Here is a 19,090-nt window from a genome sequence, read left to right on the forward strand (position 1 = left end):
CTGGAAAAACCAAGCGTCCTTAGGGGCTTTTTACTATTGATTTTTAACGAATGTTACATGATCCACCGATACCCATCCTTGCGCTTTTGCATCAACATAAATGCCAATCTCACTCGTGCCTGAAGTAACCGGGATATCTTTGATCGTTACCTTCCTCCACTCGCCACTTTTAGTGATCGAAGTCTTCAGTTCTTTCCCACCATGATTTTTGACATACACCTGACTAGTGGTCAAATCGCCGCCTGCCATAGTATAAGCAGTTAATGTGTAGGTTCCCTTGCTTAATCCATTAACCGTTTGATATATCGACATTTGATACGCTTGATCATCCCAAAAGGTTGCTTTATACGTTCCGGAAAACCCACCAGTTTCAGTTTTCAATGTATCGATTGCTGCACCATTGCCTCGCCACACCGACCAATTGGACGGTGCGTTCGTGAAACCGTCATTTTCAAAACTAGGATTTTTCAGAAGATTTTGCTGTCTCCCGGCTTCTTGAAACGCCTTTAAGCTGGAAAGTGCTTGCCCATTGAAATCAAACATCGCTTGGTTGTCCCACTCATTTCCTGTTTGAGATTGTACGCCTAGATAGTTCATTCCAGCAGCTGTTGCCCAAGAGACATTGCCGTTATACCATAGAGGTTCCCAGTAGAAGAATCCGTTTCCTTTCTCATTTGGCACGGTTTGGATACGGGTCACCAAATCATTCAAATATTCTCTTTGTCCTGCTGGTGTTGCCGCATAGCCTCCTGCAATTTCCTGTTCAGGTCCAAAAGCATTGGGCATACTATCCGCACTGGCAGTTGTGTGTCCATACGCAGTCTCTACCACATTGACTTCTTTATCATATCTGGCACTGATCGTGTTCATTGTTGTTTGTAAGGCATTCATCGAGCCATGCCAATAAGGATAATAGGACAGGCCGATCAAATCGTAATCCACCCCACGTTTTGTAATCTCATCAAACCACCAAGTAAATACATCTGTATCTCCACCATCAGCTAAATGTAGCATGATCGGCGTGTCGACTGGTTGTGTTTCTTTTACTCCCCGAATCCCAGACTTCAAGAAAGTGGCTAATCGATCAAACTCGCCACCACCTTCCCCCCATGATTTCCCATGTGGCCAAAGCATGCCGCTATTCAATTCATTACCTATCTGGACCATATCAGGATATACGCCATTGTTTTTCATTTCTGTCAATACACTTTTCGTATAACCGTATAAGGCTGCATCAAGTTGCTCAAAGCTATAGTTTTCCCATGCTTTCGGTAGGTTTTGTTTGCCAGGGTCCACCCAGAAATCACTATAATGAAAATCAAGTAACACTTTTAATCCTAGGTTTTTCGCACGTTTCGCCAAAGCAATCGTTGTTTTCAAATCATTCGTGCCTGCACCATATGAATTCCCTTGATCATCATAAGGATCTTGCCATAATCGCAAACGAACATAGTTGACGCCATTGTTCTTTAGAATCTGTAATGCATCTTTTTTCACACCATTTTCGTAATATCCTGCACCAGATTTTTCCATATCTGCTAATATCGAGATATCTGCTCCTCGTATCAATTCCTTTGCCTCCACTTGCTTTGTGCCTAATACTACACTGACTAATGAAACAAATAATCCGACAACCAACACTCGCCAACCTTTTACTTTGTTCATTTAACGATCTCTCCTTTGATTTAAAATTGATCTAAAACAAACCGAACAGCTTTCTCAGGATCTCTTGTCAAACCAATGTATTCTGCACCTTTTGTGGCAACCAATTTAATCCCTAAACGATCTGTGTCTTCCTTGATATCCTCATAGTAAGATTGGACTTGCGGCGCCAAGACGATCATATCAAAGTCTTCCATCATCTCGTAATGAGAACCATAAGCACCTGCTAAAGCACTGATTGGTGCATCAAATTCTTTTGCTCCTTCTTTTAAGGCATTTGCAAGCATAGCACTTGTACCTGCACCTGCACATAAAACTAATACATTGATTTCTTTTCCTGAATCACCCAAAGAACTCGCTTCTGTTGCCAATACTTCATTCGCCGGAATCGTCACAGTCACTTTTGTTTCGTTTTCTTGCATGGCTACTTGTTCTGCTTGTCGTGCTTCTTGCTCGACTAACGTTGCATCATACGCCTTACAGAATGGGAAGTAGATTGCAAAGTCGACGAGAATCAAGACGGCTGCTAATACAAACGCCAAAACCCCCATGCCGGTTCCCAAAACTAGTCCAATCGGCGCTGGCGTTGCCCAAGGTAAGACATACATGAAACTATTCATTCCAAACACATCAACAAAAAACTTGAACAAGCAAACGTTTACAATCGGTGTCAATAAAAACGGAACAAAGAAATACGGATTCAAAATCATCGGTGCCGCAAACAACAACGGCTCATTCACAGCAAAGCTGACTGGAATAACTGAAGCTTTACCAACGGCTTTTAACTGTTTGGATTTTGCAAACAGCAAAAAGATAAACGGCACGACTAAAGTCGCACCTGTTCCACCCATCGTTCCGACAAAATTTCCTAAACCAACAGTCAATACATGTGAAGCTTGTTCCCCAGAATTAAACAGTTGTAAATTGGTTTCGACATTCGCATAAATGATCGCTGCAATCGCTGGTTCAACAATCGATGGGCCATGCACACCAACAAACCAGAAAAATGCCATAGCACCCCAGATCACGGCTATCCCCAAATAGCCATCTGCTGCTGTAAATAGTGGTTGTAATAAAGTGATGATGGCTTCTGCAAAAGAGATGCCAAAAAGACTACGTGCAGCTAAGTCGACCAACACGGCGGCAAAGACCGAAAATGAAAATGGAAAAATATCGCGGAACGTTTGAGAAATCGTTCCTGGCACTTCTTTTGGCATCTTGATCGTAATATCTTTTCGTACACAAAACTTATAAATATTTACAGTAATAAATGCAGCGATGAACGAAGCAAGTAATCCTTTCGTCCCCATATATTCCGTTGAAAAACCACCTTCGATCGGTGAGACACTCAACAATAAGAAACTAACTAAAGAAGCAAGCATCACCGATGTGGTATTGATGATTTTATTTTTCGGCATTCTCCGATTCATCGATTCAGCTAAACAACGTGCAGTAGTTGTAGAAACTAATATGCCCACGACCCCCATCGAATAATTGTAGATTTTCCATAACCAGGTCGATACTCCTTCTGGCCATTGAAAACCAAAAATCTCAGGAACTGCCGCAATCAAAATAAAGATACTTGAAAATAAAATTGCAGGCATAGCCGTCAAGAATCCATCTCTGACCGCACCTAAGTATATATTACGTGAGATTTTTTCAAAGATCGGTTTGCCTTTTTCAATTTGCTTGATGATCCCATTCATGCTTTTCACTCCTAGTGATTATTTGTTTTTATATAACTCAATAAAATCTTGGATCAAATCTCTTAGCAATAAAGTAGTCATCAAGTGATCTTGTCCATGGATAAAAATAAATCCCATATCCATATCTTTTCCTGAAGCTTCTTCTGCTAAGATCTTCGTTTGTGAATTATGGGCTAATGTCAAATTCTCATCTGCATCCTTCAAGGCTTCTTCCACACGATCAAATTTCCCTTGACGTACTTCTCTTAATAATGTGAGTAACGTACTACGTGCATCCCCTGAATAAGCCACGATCTCAAAACCTAACATTTGCAATTCTTCTTTATTCATCTTCCATTCCTCCAACTTAAATGATTGTTTTTGTTTCACTGACGAATTTGTACCAATAGGCGGACTCTTTAGGGTAACGTTTTTGTGTTTCGAAATCGACATAGAAGAGTCCGTATCGTTTATTGTAACCATTTGACCAAGAGAACAAATCCATTAACGACCATAGGAAATAGCCTTTCACGTTGACTCCAGCAGATATAGCTTGGCTCAATGATTCTAAATAAACTTTCAAATATTCGATCCGTGGTTGGTCCATGATCACACCATCATCGAACTGATCTTTGAATCCCATCCCATTTTCAGTGATGTAGATTTTATTGTAGTGGGGATAATCTTCCTTGATACGTAACAATAGATCATATAACCCTTCTGGATAGATCAACCAGTCCCAATCCGTTCGAGGGATCCCTTCTTTATAGATCCGTTCCCCAATTCCTTTTACTTTATAAACAGAAGTTCCTTTGTCCCCTGTGCCATTATGATGGATCGCATTCTCTCCATGATACGCTTTGACAAAGTGGCATTGATAATGGTTGATCCCCAAGTAATCATTACGATGTGAGGCACGCTTCATCTCCGCCAGATCCTCTTCAGGAAACTCATAACTTGCGTCGTTCGCTTCACAAATCTCAGCAAGTGCTGACAATGTTTCATCAGAGTAATATCCTAAGTAAGTGGCATCTAAGAGAAAACGGATCGACAACGCATCATCTAAGAATGCTGCATGTTGATCTTCCAAAGCGTCCGATGCAGGATATTTCGTTTCTAAGGAATGAACCACACCAATTTCACCGGCGTATCCCTCGTCCTTGAACAAGTTCACCACTCTTGCGTGCGCATACATCATGTTATGCAAACAAGCAATGATTTTGGTAAAATCATAGGTGATTCCTGGTGGGAAAATCCCTAATAAATATTGATTCGTTGCCACTGGATAAATCTCGTTGAAGGTACTCCAGTAACGCACTTCTTTAAATTCTTTAAAGCAAAATTTTGCATATGCAACAAATGCTTCTATATTGTCTCTATTTAAAAAATCACCTTGATCAAATAAAACTTTCGGAGTATCAAAATGATGGAGCGTCACAAAAGGAAGTACACCATGTTTCTCACAAGCTGCAAAGACCTTATGGTAAAATGCCACACCCTCTTCATTGACTTTCCCAGTTCCATCAGGAAAAATACGACTCCACGCAATGGATAAACGTAACCCATTCACACCAAACTTTTCACATAATTCAATATCTTTTTCATATTGATGATAGAAATCACTTGCCGGATCAGGACTGAATCTTCCTTGTTTCTCTAAAAACTCGTCCCAAGCAACTTCACCTTTTCCGCCTTCTTTTGTTGCACCTTCTACTTGGTATGCCGCTGTTGCTCCGCCAAAAATAAAATCTTCTGGTAATTTCAGCATCTCTTCCCCTACCTTCTTGTCTACTAATTTATATGACAACACGAATTGTAATCGCATCCAAAACATTTGTCAACAAAAACAAACAAATTCAATCAAAAAATTGCATTTATTTAAAATAAAAGTGGCAATTGTTTGTTTAGGTTGATTATTTTTGTTTGCACATGTTTGTTTTTGTTGACCTCCATTCTATTCTATGGTAGATTATTTGTGAATTGGGAGTGATTAGATGTTAAAAAGAGAGCGCTTACTAACAATTAGTGAGATGGTGAATAAAAAAGGAATTTTAACGGTCAGTGAGATCATCGAACAATTGAATGTCTCTGATATGACCGTTCGTCGAGATTTGGATGAGCTAGAAAAGTCAGGAAAATTATTGCGTATCCATGGCGGGGCTCAAAGTCTTACCTATACCCTCGACCAAGAATTATCACATACAGAAAAATCAGTCATGCAAATCAACGAAAAGCAACAGATTGCAGCAACTGCTGCACAGTTGATCAATGAAGGCGATACAGTCTTTTTGGGCCCAGGAACGACGATCGAGTTATTAGCTTCTCACTTGATCCACAGAAAATTGCGGATCATTACGAATAATTATGCCGTTTTTGAAGTGTTAGCCCAAGCAGAAGTTCCCGAAATTTTGTTGATCGGTGGCGATTTTCGAAAAAACACTGGTGCATTTGTCGGCCCCATCACCAACGATAACCTCAGAAAACTGAAGTTCACCAAATCTTTTATCAGCGCTAACGGTGTGCATAATGAAGCAATCTCAACCTATAGTACTGAAGAAGGCGAAGCCCAACAAATTGCATTGAACCATTCGAAAAATAAATACTTATTAGTGGATCACCAAAAATTTAATCGCGATGACTTTTATATCTTTTATCAATTACATGATTTCGATTTATTGATTACTGATCCACACATCAAGTCACATGTGAAAGATCATTATTCGCAATATGTCCAAATAAAATTAGCGGAATCGCTAGAAAATGAACTTTAGGAGTGAACGTATGAAAGGAATTATTTTTGATTTCAACGGGACGATGTTCCAAGACTCCCATTTACATGAAGCGGCTTGGGTCCAAATGATCCATCATTATTCTAAAAAAGAGCTTTCTGATGAAGACATTGTTAAAAATATCCATGGACGTACCAATAGCGAGATATTGAATTATTTTATCTCACCTACTTTATCTAAGGAAGAAGTCGAGAAACTATCAAACGAGAAAGAGGCATATTATCGCACTCTTTGCTTAGAAAAACCGGATGATTTAGTGCTTACGCAGGGATTGATCGGTACTTTGGATATATTGAAAGAGGAGGATATCCCGATCACCATCGCTACAGCGACAGTCAAAGAAAACGTTGAATTTTATTTCGAGATTTTCGATTTAGCGCGATGGTTTGAATTTGACCAAGTCGTTTACGATGATAATACTTTTCCAGGTAAACCACAACCTGATATCTTTATCAAAGCTGCCCAAAAATTGGCTCTTGAACCAAAAGACTGCTTGGTCATTGAAGATGCTTATTCTGGACTTTTAGCAGCCAAGCGTGCAAATATCGGTACGATCATCGCCATTGATCCATTTGGAAAAAATCGCCAGTTATTCTCCGATCAAGAACTAAGAAAAGATGGTGTGATAGAGAATTTTGATGATTTCTATCTCAATTTCTTCTCCACTGCAACTTCATCAAAAAAAAGATAGACGTATGATCGTCTATCTTTTTTTGTATTTATTTACGTTTTTTTCCGCCAAACGCATCTTTTACTTTATCAAAAAAACCATCTTCTTGTTGCTCTTGAACATGCATGCCGCCTGCTTTAGCAAACGCACGTAAAGCTTCACGCTGTTCCTCATTGAGGTTTTTAGGTGTGATCAATTTCACACGTACATGTTGGTCCCCTGTTGAACCACCACGTAAACGCGGCGCTCCTTTGCCACGTAAACGGAAGTTCGTTCCCGTTTGCGTACCAGCAGGGATTTTCAATTTGACATCCCCATGAACAGTTGGCACTTGTACTTCATCGCCTAATGCCGCTTGCACGAAGCTTAATGGTAACTCATAATAGATCTCTGAGCCATCGCGATCGAAGATATCACTTTCTTCTACTCGGAAGACCACATATAGATCTCCGAATGGGCCTCCATTTTCGCCTGCTTCACCTTGTCCTGCTAAGCGCATTTGTTGTCCTTCTTCCACACCGGCTGGTACATTCACTTTGACCGTATGTGCTTTCTTCTCATGACCAGAGCCATGACAAGTTGGACATGGTTCTTTGATCTCTTTCCCAGTGCCTCGACACACATCACAAGTTTGGCGGCTCATCACACGACCAAGTGGCGTTTGACGTTCCACATTGATCGTTCCAGAACCATGACATTTATGACAAGTCGTCGGTTGTGTTCCTGGTTTTGCACCATTTCCGCTACACGTGTGACATATTTCTTCACGGTTGTATTTGATTTCTTTTTCTACCCCAAAGATTGCTTCTTCGAAGGATAAATTGACTGTATATTGTAGATCTGATCCTTGACGAGGGGCATTTGGATCAACAGATCTTCCACCACCGCCAAAAAACGAATCAAAAATATCTTCAAATCCACCAAAGCCAGCTCCACCACCGGAGAAGCCGCCAAAGCCACCAAAGCCGCCGCCACCTGCGCCATAATTAGGATCAGTTCCGGCATGTCCGTATTGATCGTAAGCCGCACGTTTTTGTGGATCACTTAAAATCTCATAAGCCTCGGAAACTTCTTTGAATTTTTCATCAGCATCAGGCTCTTTATTGATATCTGGATGGTATTTCTTTGATAACTTTCGATAAGCTTTTTTTATTTCGTCTTCTGAAGCTCCCTTTGACAGCCCCAAGACTTCGTAATAATCACGTTTTGTTGCCATAGGCTTTCCTCCTATTGGTTCTCTTCATTTCCACGTCGTTTGTTATCATATCACACTTTGATCGAAACAAAAACCGGAAATTTCGAAGTATCGACTAAAGAAGAAAAAATCGATCATTGATTTCTATGGCATGAAGAAAAGAAAACATTTCTCTTCTTGATCCAAAGAAAAATCATAATTGATGACTTGTTTCTTTACACTAGCGATGCTTCTAAACTCTATAAAATAAAGTGATACAAGATTATTCCCTCGGAAATAAGCCGAAGAATCGCGAAAATATGAGAAGCTATTTTCGAATTCTTCGGCTTATTCTAAGCGGGACTTGATCTCTTTAAGTGAAACTAAATGAACTGATTATTTTTTGTCGTCATCGACTTCTTCAAAATCAGCATCTACGACATCATCCGCTCCGCCTTGGGCAGCTTCAGGATTTTCTTGAGCTTGTTGTTGTGCCGCTTGTTCATATAATTTAACTGTCAAGTTTTGCACGATTTCGTTCAACGCATCACGTTTTGTTTTCATTTCTTCGATGTTGTTTGCTTCTACTGCAGCTTTCAACTCGTCACGAGCTGCCTCAGCTTTTTTCACTTCTTCTTCGTCAACTTTACCTTCTAATTCTTTCAAGGTTTTATCAACTGAGAATAGCAATGCATCGACATCGTTACGTAGATCCACTTCTTCTTTACGTGCTTTATCTGCTTCTGCATTAGATTCAGCATCTTTCACCATGCGTTCGATTTCTTCGTCTGTTAGACCTGAAGAAGATTTGATCGTGATTTTTTGTTCTTTTTGTGTACCTAGATCTTTAGCAGATACATTTACGATACCATTTTTATCAATATCGAATGTTACTTCGATTTGAGGGATACCGCGTGGTGCAGCTGGAATATCTGTCAATTGGAAGCGACCTAATGTTTTATTGTCCGCAGCCATTGGGCGTTCCCCTTGTAATACATGGATATCTACCGCAGGTTGGTTATCCGCAGCTGTTGAGAATACTTGTGATTTACTTGTTGGGATTGTTGTATTACGATCGATCAATTTTGTAAATACGCCACCCATCGTTTCGATACCTAATGATAATGGTGTTACGTCTAGTAAAACAACGTCTTTTACATCACCAGTGATCACGCCACCTTGGATTGCCGCACCCATCGCTACAACTTCATCTGGGTTTACTGATTTGTTTGGTTCTTTTCCTGTTTCTTTTCTTACAGCTTCAACAACCGCAGGAATACGCGTTGAACCACCGACTAAAATCACTTCATCGATTTCTGATTGTGACAAACCAGCATCTTTCAATGCTTGACGTACAGGAACTTTCGTACGTTCCACTAAGTCAGCTGTCAATTCATCAAATTTTGCACGAGTCAATGTCATTTCTAAGTGCAATGGACCAGCATCGCCAGCTGTGATAAATGGCAAGCTGATTTGAGTGCTTGAAACACCTGAAAGATCTTTTTTCGCTTTTTCAGCAGCGTCTTTCAAACGTTGTAAAGCCATTTTATCTTGACCTAAGTCAATGCCATTTTCTTTTTTGAATTCAGCAACCATATGATCAATGATTTTGTTATCAAAGTCATCTCCACCTAAATGGTTGTCTCCAGCAGTAGATAATACGTCGAATACGCCATCACCTAATTCAAGGATCGATACGTCGAATGTACCACCACCAAGGTCAAATACTAAGATTTTTTCATCGCGATCTGTTTTGTCTAAACCATAAGCTAGCGCTGCCGCTGTCGGTTCATTGACGATACGCTCTACTTCTAAACCTGCAATTTTACCAGCATCTTTAGTTGCTTGACGTTGTGCGTCGTTGAAGTATGCAGGAACAGTGATAACTGCTTTTTCTACTTTTTCGCCTAAATAATCTTCTGCGAATCCTTTGATGTATTGTAAGATCATTGCAGAGATTTCTTGTGGTGTATATGATTTACCTTCAACATCCACTTTATAACCAGCTTCACCAATATGGCGTTTGATGGAAGAAATCGTATTAGGGTTTGTTACTGCTTGACGTTTTGCTACTTCCCCTACTTGGATCTCACCATTTTTAAATGACACAACAGAAGGTGTTGTACGGTTTCCTTCTGGGTTTGCAATGATTTTTGCTTCATTTCCTTCTAATACAGCTACTGCTGAGTTTGTAGTACCTAAGTCAATTCCGATAATTTTACTCATAATCAACGTCTCCTTATCTTATTACTAAGTTGTTTGTTTCTATTCCATCATGACTTTATTGCGCAACGATAACCATTGTCGGTCTCAATACGCGGTCATGTAATTTATAGCCTTCTTGTAACACTTCAACGATCGTATCAGCAGGTAATTCATCTGTTGCTGGCACGGTCTGAACTGCTTGATGCAATGTCGGATCAAAAGGTTCACCTTTTGCAGGGATTTTTTCGATTCCCTCTTCCTTCAATGCATGTTTCAAACTTTCAAGAACCATCTCGACACCTTTTTTCAAACTTGCACCTTGCTCATCAGATACTTCTGTTGCTAAAGCACGTTCTAAGTTGTCGATCGAAGGTAATAATTTTTTGGCTAAATCTTGTGAACGATATTTTTGCAATTGCTCTCGTTCGTTTTTACCACGATTTGCCATATTAGCGATTTCTGCTCTCGCACGCAAAAACTTGTCTTCCATTTCATCAAATTCAGCTTGGAGATTTGCAAGTTCATTTGCTTCTTCTTCCACTTCTGAAACTTCTACTTCTTCCGTTTCTGGATCTAGCTGCGTATCATTCAATTCCTGATCTAATTCTTCATGGTTTTCTTTCATGATGCAGTCTTCCTTTCATTATTCAGTCAGATGCTTGATCGCTCAAATCGAAAAAACGATCAGTCACTTTTGTGATTGTTTAAAAATCCGAGCGATCAAGTGTGCGATAATAATCAGCGAGTTTGTGCGCCAATTCTTTTCGATAGACATCGACAAGGCCTAACATTTTGGAATATGGCATACTAGTTGGTCCTAGCAATGCAATGGTTCCACGTCCATGGCCGACGATTTCATAACTCGCTTGGATCATACTCATATTTTGCAATAGGTCATTGCCTATTTCCGAACCGATTTTGATATGTATCTTGCTATCCATCGGTACGATCATCTGTGTCAGTTCATAGGAATCTGTCATAAATGAAAACATTGACTTGAACTGATCCACATCTTGCAACGGTTCATAATCCAATAAGTTCATTTGGCCACTCACATAAACTTTATCTTCAAACGCATGACTCAATACCGTATCAAAGAGATTTGACATCCCTTCCGTTGTTTGAAAATATTTATGCAAGATCATTGGGATCTCCGTGCGTAATTTGTTGTATACCGTCACTAACGGATCTCCTACCAAACGGTCATTGACAATATGAACCATTTTTTCTAAGTCCTGACTACCTAAGTTTTCAGGAAGAGTAAAAACCTGACTTTCAACGTTCCCATTATCAGTCACCACGATCGCAATCACCTGACGACTGTTCAATGGCACGATGCGAAAACCGGTCAAACGGCGATCTTTAATCTCGGGTCCTAACGAAAAAGTAGTGTAACTAGTCAACTCAGATAAAATCTCAGCTGATTGTTTGATGATTTCGTTGATTTCATGGAATTCCTTGTTTAAAGACTGTCGAATTTGGTGCAAATCATCATTTGCTACACGAGCAGGTCGTAACAGATGATCCACATAATAACGATAACCTAGCGCAGACGGTATACGTCCAGAAGAAGAATGTGTCTTTAAAAGTAGACCTTCATCCTCTAAAGCTTTCATATCATTACGGATCGTCGCTGGACTTGCCTCGACTCCTTCCGCCATTAACGTTTTGGAACCAACGGGCACCCCACTACTCGTATAGTTTTGGATGATCAGACGTAAAATATCACTTTGTCGCTGTGTTAACATCTTTCTCACCTCTCATTAGCACTCTTAGCTTCTAAGTGCTAACCCACTTATAAATATAGCAAGAAGACTAAAAAGTGTCAAGGAAAAGAACCCACTTTTTTAGCACTCTGCCACCGAGAGTGCTAATCAATTGTCAACTTGCTTAAAATACCGTCATATCAGTCTTTTAATCATAAAAAAAATGATCAAATCGTTTTTTTATTTCGTTGTTATAAAAAATTTAAACAATCATTCAGTCGTTTATCAAGTCCTTATCCAATAAAAACCGTTCGAAGACATTATTTCCCAAAAAAGTTCCTTTTTGTGTCAAATATACTCGGTCTTCTTCATTCACTAACAACTCTTCTGCTACTAACTCATCCAGGACAGATTGATACAACGATTCAATCGATCGACCATAACGCTGTAAAAAGTGTTGCTTCTCAATGCCCACCTTTTTTCTTAAACCAAGAAACATCTCTTCCTCAATTTGATTTTTATGAGATAACTCTTCACGTTCTAATACCGGTAGCTCACCTTCACGTAACGGACGCAAATAATGTTGGATCGGACCTTTATTTCGATATCGCGTATGATCCAAATAGCCACTTGCCCCTGCGCCAAAACCGAAATAGTGATCATTATTCCAATACATCAAATTGTGTTGCGATTCATGACCAGCTAAACCAAAGTTACTGATCTCATATTGATGACGTTGGTGTTTTTCCATCGCCGCAATCGTTTCTTCAAACATCCGTGTCTCCGTCTCTTGATCTGGTAATTGCAACCGACCTTGTCGAACCCAATTCATAAACATCGTTTTATTCTCTAAAATCAATGAATAAAGAGAATAATGAGGTAAGTCTAAGGCTAATGCCCGCTCCAAAGTATCAAGATAGCCTTCTAACGTCTGCCCAGGTAACGCATAGATCAAATCAATGCTGACATTTGAAAAATTTTCCGCCTCTAAAAATCGCATTGTTTCATAGACATCTTCCGCCGTATGTTTTCGACCAATTTTCTTTAATAAGCGATTATCAAAGGTCTGGACCCCCATCGATAAACGATTGACCCCATAATTCTTCATTACTTGTAGCTTTTCCCTGGTCAAATCACCAGGATTCGCTTCCACCGTAAACTCTTTTCCTTCATTAAAAGGTAAGATCTCTCTGGCACCAGACAATAGTCGATCGAGCTGCTTAGCCGATAAAGAAGTCGGCGTTCCACCACCAACATACAGCGTCTCCAATTCATTCACCGGACGACGCTCCATCATGATCGCCATTTCCTTTAGTAGCATTTCGACATACTCATCCACTGGTTGACCTTCTAGAAACACTTTATTGAAGTCACAGTAATAACAGATATGTTCGCAAAACGGGATATGGATATAAGCAGAAACCTTATGTTCTGCGGATTTGTTTGTTTCTTTCATTAGTTTTTCTTTCTCCTTACGTCAAAAAGTCGTACCGCTTTTCGACCACTCTTTAAACGGTGTTCAAGTGCCAACTCCTTGAAATAAGCCAGCAATTTTCAAAACATGAAAAGCTGTTTTAAAAATTGCTTTCTTATTGTCATCGGAGCTAACCGGCACTTTCACGACCTCTTATATACGCATACTAAACGTATTTAACAAACAAATCCACTAAAAAATCCAAGAATCGGTTTCTTGGATTAGTTTTTCTTTAGTTGTATTGGAGACTTGTTTGTAAATTTCCAGTGTGGTTTTCATGTTGGCGTGCCCTACACGTTCTAGAATGTATGCGTTTCGTGTTATAGTAAGTTTCAATCTATTTAAATATCTCCATTTGAGCCTGATCAATATCTCTAAATTGAACATCATTGATCAGCTCTCTTTTTATCGTTTTGTAAAAAGATTCCATTAAGGCATTATCATAAGGGTTTCCTTTTCGGCTCATACTAGAGCGTGCTTCTTTTTTTCTTAACACCGATTGGAATTTAGCGCTTGTTTATTGTGAGCCTTAATCAGTGTGAATAATAACCCCTGGTCCAGGCTGCTCTTTTCCAAATGCTTGAAGAAAAGAGTCCACAACTAATTGACCTTTCATTCTAGGTGACATAGACCACCCAACAATTTTTCTCGTACAGATATCAATAAATATAGATAAATAAAGCGTTCCTTCTTTCAGAGTGATATAGGTAATGTCTCTTAACCAAATTTTATATTTTCTGTGGCCTTGAACCTTTGTTGATTAACAAAATTGGGTTGTGAAAGTGGCTCGCACTACATAATTTTCCTCTGCAAAAAAGCATAATCAGGCTCTCTGCGATGTTGATCATAAAAGATATAAAAAGTAGTTTCTGCCTTACGTATTTTTGCTCTTAATAATGCTTTTATTTTTTCTGAATCAAAATCTACAAAAGACAATTCACATAACACATGCTGGATCATTTCTTTGTAACGACCCATATATTCGCCAAATTTGATTGGTTTTCCAAGTTGTTCAAATTTCATAATACAATACTTTTCTGTTGCGCATACTTATCGTCATGGAATATTTAGATACAATATATTCAAACCATGTTATTATATAATTTGAGGAGAGTGAAATAATGAAAAAAATATTTGGTTGTTATTACTTGTATCAACGATTACTTTATTTGCTGGTTGTTCTAATCAAAATACCGAGCCAACCACAAAAAAAGTTAGTTCTACAACGAGTAGTACGGTTGAACAAACAAAAATATCAAGCAGTGAACCAACTTCTGAATCATTATTAAAAGAATATCCTGCAAGTGAATGGCATCCTGGAAAAATGGATATTCAAGGTATGATTAATGCTACTCAAGGCAACGAAACTAAAGCTTTGCAGGATGCCTCTATGGTTGCAGAATTGAGTTTATCACCTTATTTTTCTGATAATACTGACAAAGCTGAAATTGAGTTAACTAAAACAGGAGATAACTTCTATAGTCTAAGCATTACTAATAATTATTTAGAGAGTGAACAAGATTTAGAACGTTTTAAAAAGAACTCAGAGCTTTTGATGGCACAACAACCAGTAAATAAATCAATTAATCTGTATATATTTACTGGAACAGGAATGGGACTGAGTCGCCAAGTGGTTACTAGTTATCAATTAAAAGATGATGGTACTATCGCAAAAATTTAGACTAAAGTTAATGAATAGTTTTGCAGACTTCTTTGATCAGCAAAATATAATTGACGATAGAATAATCTATGGTTTTTCTGAAAATGGTAAATATGTATATTTAAAGGATTTCATTATTATTATACAAACTAGTAACATACCTGGTTAATTCCTTATTTATTTCATCCCAACCAATTGCATTAATTGATAATTTAAATATCATAAAATCCACTTTTTCCTTTGACTCATATGAAAGATGGAATCAAAGTTCTCCAATCACAATATCTATAAATAAAGCAGAAAATTCTGAATCTGTAAACTATGGTAAGGAAAATCTAAAATCAATTGAAAGCTCATTTCTAATAGAGGTTGATACAATGGAATTTTCTAAAAGAGCTATACTATCAAGGAGACATATTGATGGATTTACAAAATTTGAAATTTCTCTAAAAAAATTTTGAAATAAAAGTTTTAAACGACAGTCTACTTCCTTTTTAAAGATTTTAAAGATAGTTTACTTAAAATCAATAATTTTTATTCAATTTTTTTTGGGACGAAAACTAAATTATAGATATTTAAAAATATTTACAGATTCACAAGAAATTATCTTACCCACGGAGATTCAGTAAGTAAATATGAATTAGCCATTACCAATCCAATAGAATTATATATGTAACTCTAAAATTACAATGTATCTTAGATATTCTTATGCTAAAACAATTAGATTTCGACGAATTAACAATTATAAAAAATATTTCTAGATACGATGTTCCTTATCAGAATCTTTTCTATCATAATAATTCTATCCTACCGTAAAAATTTTATACTCTCTTTTTCATAAATAATCGGGCTTACAACCGATTATTTATGAAAATAAACATAATACACTTTATGCTGAATATAAATTGTAATCAAAGAGAAATAATATCAATTAAATACTAATTAAAACGTATTAGTATTAAGATAAATGCTAATGTAAAAAAAACTATATAAACATAAAACCTATATTTTGTTAAATAATCTTGTGTTTTCATATAATCTGATCTTGACAAACTTTTCCCAAGGTTTTGTCGTACTAATTTTTTTATTCTCCATAAAAAGCTAATGCCTATACTAAAACACAACAGACTTAAGAAACATAAGCCTATTCGGATCGCGAAATATATCAATTTAACCTACCTACATCCTTTTCAATATGTACTGTTAAAGGCTTATTCCAAAAGATAACTATTATTTTTCTGACGATTCTAGCTATACCTTCTGCAATAATTCTCTTTACCATAGTTCATAGTAGTACCAAGAAAATTTTAATTACAAAAAAATTATTAATCTTTAGAACTTTTTTTACATAATATACAAAAAATCATAAACCTTTAAGCCACACGTTTAATATAACCTAATAACATAGTTATTATTCAAACTAATCATAAAAACTTATTTTGAACGCATAAACGTTAAATTTATCTCAATCAAGTATGATAAAATCAGCAAAACAAAAAAAGCCATACACATATTTCTTGGATGACTTCAGTATCCAATCCATTTTACCCTAACCATCTAATCCTTTCTGTCTTTTATTCGCTTCATCTGTTACATATTTCATTCCAGCATAAAATTCTTTCGCTATGACAATCTCTACTAAATCCACAATACTTTTATTTTACATTTCTTGTACCTTTTCTTTTTCACTTTATAAGTGTATTTTTATTTAACTGATTGATAAACTACTTAGGCAAAATAAAAATCAGTTGAACATCCTCCGTCTTTATACTATGTCTATAAAAAGAAGGAATGTTCAACCAACCTTGTTTTTTGGTGCGAAAAATAGAAGAGATATAAGTAATTTCATGCATCTGTTCTTTTGTCGAAATCACCTATTTAGCCAAGCTCATTAACACCGCCTTTTCAATCGAAAATTAAGCGGTAAAAACTTGGTATTTCTGATAAAATGACTACTTGTAAATCTTTATCGAGCGAAAATATTTCTAACTCTTTCGACTTTGGCTAGAAAATGATATGCCAAGAAGTTTCAACTGGTTTTTGAATCGCTTGAACTTTTTATATTATTGAAACATGACTGTCACATTTGAAACCACACGCACTGTTCGTCCATTTGGATATGAAAGCATTAGCTCTAGCTTATGTTGACCAACTTTTGATAGAACTTCAGGATTCAAAATAGTGATTTCAGGACGATCGTTTTCTTCTATATGGGTTTGCTCAACAAAATCAAATGGATCATAAGATTCACCTAAAATAATCTCAACCGTCCGACCAACAGGAAATGCATCTTGTATTGGTATTTGCGTTTCTTTATATTGATCATACATTGTAGAATCGATCAAACTTCTCCAATCCTTTGGCATTTTGTCATACTCTGCCGAGGTCCAATACTCAACATTTAATTGACGATCAGATGTGTCATCACGTGTATTGCCAGAAACATATGTTGACTCTCCTTTAAAACCTTCAGAAGCTTGATTCATGATCAATAGCTCTCTCCGGCGGTTGGCTGGAATATTGTGATAATTGATAAATTTATTATCAATAAATACCCCATTGTATACGTTGTCCTTTCCAGTATGCCGATTATACTCTATCCCAATCGCGTATTTATCCTGCCACTCTTTAAAATCAAACACGTTATTTGCTACGAACCAATTCGATAACTCAGCTACTTGACCTTGAGCAAAACTATCTCCTAATCCAAATTCTGGTGTTTCATACATGATAATACCGGTATTACGTAGATAATTATTCATGATCGTGATGTTACGTCCTGATTTGAATTTAAATCCACCATAAGGTCCATTGTGCAATCCACGAACGTGATTGCCTACAACCTGTACATTCTGTGATCCTCTTAGATAGATGGCATGATCACCTACCACACCATATCGATCCTCGTTCTCGTACATCTGCTGGAAGAAATTATTTTTTATCAAAACATTCTTCGAATTACTATATGAATTGACACCACAAGAAAGATAGTTTTGTTCGTTATGTTCAAGAGACATTTGCTCAGACTCCAATGCAGATTGTAGACGATTGATGGTTTTGATAATCTCAGGATTGCTAAAGCTCTTGATTGCTTCTAACTCATTGATCCGTAATCCAAATAGATTATCTGTAATCTGTACATTTTCCATATACTCATATCTTCCAACCGTCGAAAAACCACCAATATAGATTGCCCGATTTTCTGTATCTGGCGTGGCATGTTCATGATCTCTCATAAATATATTATTTTGCATAGTTGCCCCATTGGATGTCTGTAGGTTGATCGGATATAAAGAGACAGGATGATAAAACACATTATCATTGATGGTAATGTTATTTGCTAAACGTGTAAAAATTCCTACTCCATCGAAAAACAATGAATGAATCTCAATATTGTAGCTTGTCTGGTAATTTTCATCTGACAAATAAACGTTTTGTCCTGTTTCATTTTTCAGTATCGTTGGATTCTCTTCTTCTCCTTTGATCTTAAGACCGCTTCTTAACACTACATTTTTGTTGATAATATACGTACCAGCTGGAATATATAACTGTTTTGTTAAAGAATTGGCATGATCAATAATCGCTTGTAATTGATTTGACTGATCTTCTAAACTCTCACGTCGCAGCGCGTGCTCTCCAAAAATCGTCGCATCTGTTGCATCTAACCATTCGGTGTGCTGAGCCGAAAAAGTTTTTTGGCCCTCTAACTCATTCGTTGCTTCTGCGTTTATATTTGCTGGTATGCTTATTACAAACAGAACCAGAAAACATAACATCATTTTTAGTTGTCGTTTGTTCATTTGTCTCTCCATTCTTTTTAGCTGTGATTGGCTATCGTTCTAAACAGGAAGTATTCTTTTATTTTTGATGTTAGGTACCTTTTGTTTTAAGACACTATAAAATAACGAATGATATCCATTTGTAGATTAGCAGATAAATAAATAGTTTGGCACTCAATAATTTCATTCACAGGTGAAATTATTGAGTTCTTTCACAAAAAAAATAGTTGAGCAACAGTTTTACCTAAAAAGACCCGACTAAATTTCTCTAGTCGGGTAACAGTCC

Annotated in this window: 13 protein-coding genes and 3 pseudogenes; 3 read left to right on the forward strand and 13 right to left on the reverse strand. The window is 37.4% G+C overall.

Features of this window, described 5'->3' with window-relative positions; all coding sequences use genetic code 11:
- Positions 1-33 precede the first annotated feature (33 nt).
- The 5 genes and pseudogenes from ACH0AK_RS10480 to lacG form a co-directional block, all read right to left on the reverse strand.
- Complete coding sequence (locus tag ACH0AK_RS10480; protein WP_438725208.1) at positions 34-1,665, reverse strand: glycosyl hydrolase 53 family protein; 1,632 nt, start codon at positions 1,663-1,665, stop codon at positions 34-36.
- Between the two features lie 20 nt (positions 1,666-1,685).
- Positions 1,686-2,006: pseudogene (locus ACH0AK_RS10485) on the reverse strand (lactose/cellobiose PTS transporter subunit IIB); the annotation flags it as partial.
- A 77-nt stretch (positions 2,007-2,083) separates the two neighbouring features.
- A pseudogene (locus ACH0AK_RS10490) lies at positions 2,084-3,368 on the reverse strand (PTS transporter subunit EIIC); the annotation flags it as partial.
- Positions 3,369-3,386: 18 nt separating this feature from the next.
- Positions 3,387-3,698 (reverse strand): PTS sugar transporter subunit IIA, encoded by a 312-nt coding sequence (locus ACH0AK_RS10495; RefSeq protein ID WP_010735223.1) that lies wholly within the window; start codon positions 3,696-3,698, stop codon positions 3,387-3,389.
- A gap of 16 nt (positions 3,699-3,714) precedes the next feature.
- A complete protein-coding gene (gene lacG / locus ACH0AK_RS10500) occupies positions 3,715-5,115 on the reverse strand; it encodes a 6-phospho-beta-galactosidase (RefSeq protein WP_010735222.1) in 1,401 nt (466 codons plus the stop codon).
- Between the two features lie 226 nt (positions 5,116-5,341).
- On the opposite strand from lacG, the gene ACH0AK_RS10505 reads away from it, so the two are divergent.
- Positions 5,342-6,118: a DeoR/GlpR family DNA-binding transcription regulator gene (locus tag ACH0AK_RS10505; protein WP_226076942.1), complete on the forward strand. Its 777-nt coding sequence runs from the start codon at positions 5,342-5,344 to the stop codon at positions 6,116-6,118.
- Between the two features lie 10 nt (positions 6,119-6,128).
- The gene (locus ACH0AK_RS10510; protein ID WP_023519827.1) at positions 6,129-6,827 is read left to right on the forward strand and encodes an HAD family hydrolase; all 699 of its coding nucleotides are present in this window, start codon (positions 6,129-6,131) and stop codon (positions 6,825-6,827) included.
- Positions 6,828-6,855: 28 nt separating this feature from the next.
- Here ACH0AK_RS10510 and dnaJ read toward each other — a convergent pair whose 3' ends face one another.
- From dnaJ to ACH0AK_RS10545, 7 genes and pseudogenes are all read right to left on the reverse strand, one after another.
- Positions 6,856-8,022: a molecular chaperone DnaJ gene (gene dnaJ, locus ACH0AK_RS10515; RefSeq protein WP_010735219.1), complete on the reverse strand. Its 1,167-nt coding sequence runs from the start codon at positions 8,020-8,022 to the stop codon at positions 6,856-6,858.
- 354 nt (positions 8,023-8,376) lie between these two features.
- Complete coding sequence (gene dnaK, locus ACH0AK_RS10520) at positions 8,377-10,206, reverse strand: molecular chaperone DnaK (protein WP_010735218.1); 1,830 nt, start codon at positions 10,204-10,206, stop codon at positions 8,377-8,379.
- A gap of 55 nt (positions 10,207-10,261) precedes the next feature.
- A complete protein-coding gene (gene grpE / locus ACH0AK_RS10525; protein WP_010735217.1) occupies positions 10,262-10,810 on the reverse strand; it encodes a nucleotide exchange factor GrpE in 549 nt (182 codons plus the stop codon).
- 79 nt (positions 10,811-10,889) lie between these two features.
- A complete protein-coding gene (gene hrcA / locus ACH0AK_RS10530; protein ID WP_226076944.1) occupies positions 10,890-11,933 on the reverse strand; it encodes a heat-inducible transcriptional repressor HrcA in 1,044 nt (347 codons plus the stop codon).
- A gap of 232 nt (positions 11,934-12,165) precedes the next feature.
- Complete coding sequence (gene hemW, locus ACH0AK_RS10535) at positions 12,166-13,347, reverse strand: radical SAM family heme chaperone HemW (RefSeq protein WP_226076946.1); 1,182 nt, start codon at positions 13,345-13,347, stop codon at positions 12,166-12,168.
- A gap of 358 nt (positions 13,348-13,705) precedes the next feature.
- Positions 13,706-14,148, reverse strand: a pseudogene (locus ACH0AK_RS10540) (IS3 family transposase); the annotation flags it as partial.
- Positions 14,149-14,157: 9 nt separating this feature from the next.
- The gene (locus ACH0AK_RS10545; RefSeq protein WP_023519833.1) at positions 14,158-14,388 is read right to left on the reverse strand and encodes a hypothetical protein; all 231 of its coding nucleotides are present in this window, start codon (positions 14,386-14,388) and stop codon (positions 14,158-14,160) included.
- Positions 14,389-14,503: 115 nt separating this feature from the next.
- Here ACH0AK_RS10545 and ACH0AK_RS10550 point away from each other — a divergent pair, with 115 nt between their 5' ends.
- A complete protein-coding gene (locus ACH0AK_RS10550; protein ID WP_226076948.1) occupies positions 14,504-15,046 on the forward strand; it encodes a hypothetical protein in 543 nt (180 codons plus the stop codon).
- Positions 15,047-17,088: 2,042 nt separating this feature from the next.
- Here ACH0AK_RS10550 and ACH0AK_RS10555 read toward each other — a convergent pair.
- Positions 17,089-18,825, reverse strand: coding sequence for a glycosyl hydrolase family 28-related protein (locus tag ACH0AK_RS10555; RefSeq protein WP_178946442.1), 1,737 nt, complete (start codon positions 18,823-18,825; stop codon positions 17,089-17,091).
- Positions 18,826-19,090: the final 265 nt, after the last annotated feature.

This window comes from Enterococcus pernyi, from assembly GCF_045371165.1.
Classification (GTDB): domain Bacteria; phylum Bacillota; class Bacilli; order Lactobacillales; family Enterococcaceae; genus Enterococcus_B; species Enterococcus_B pernyi.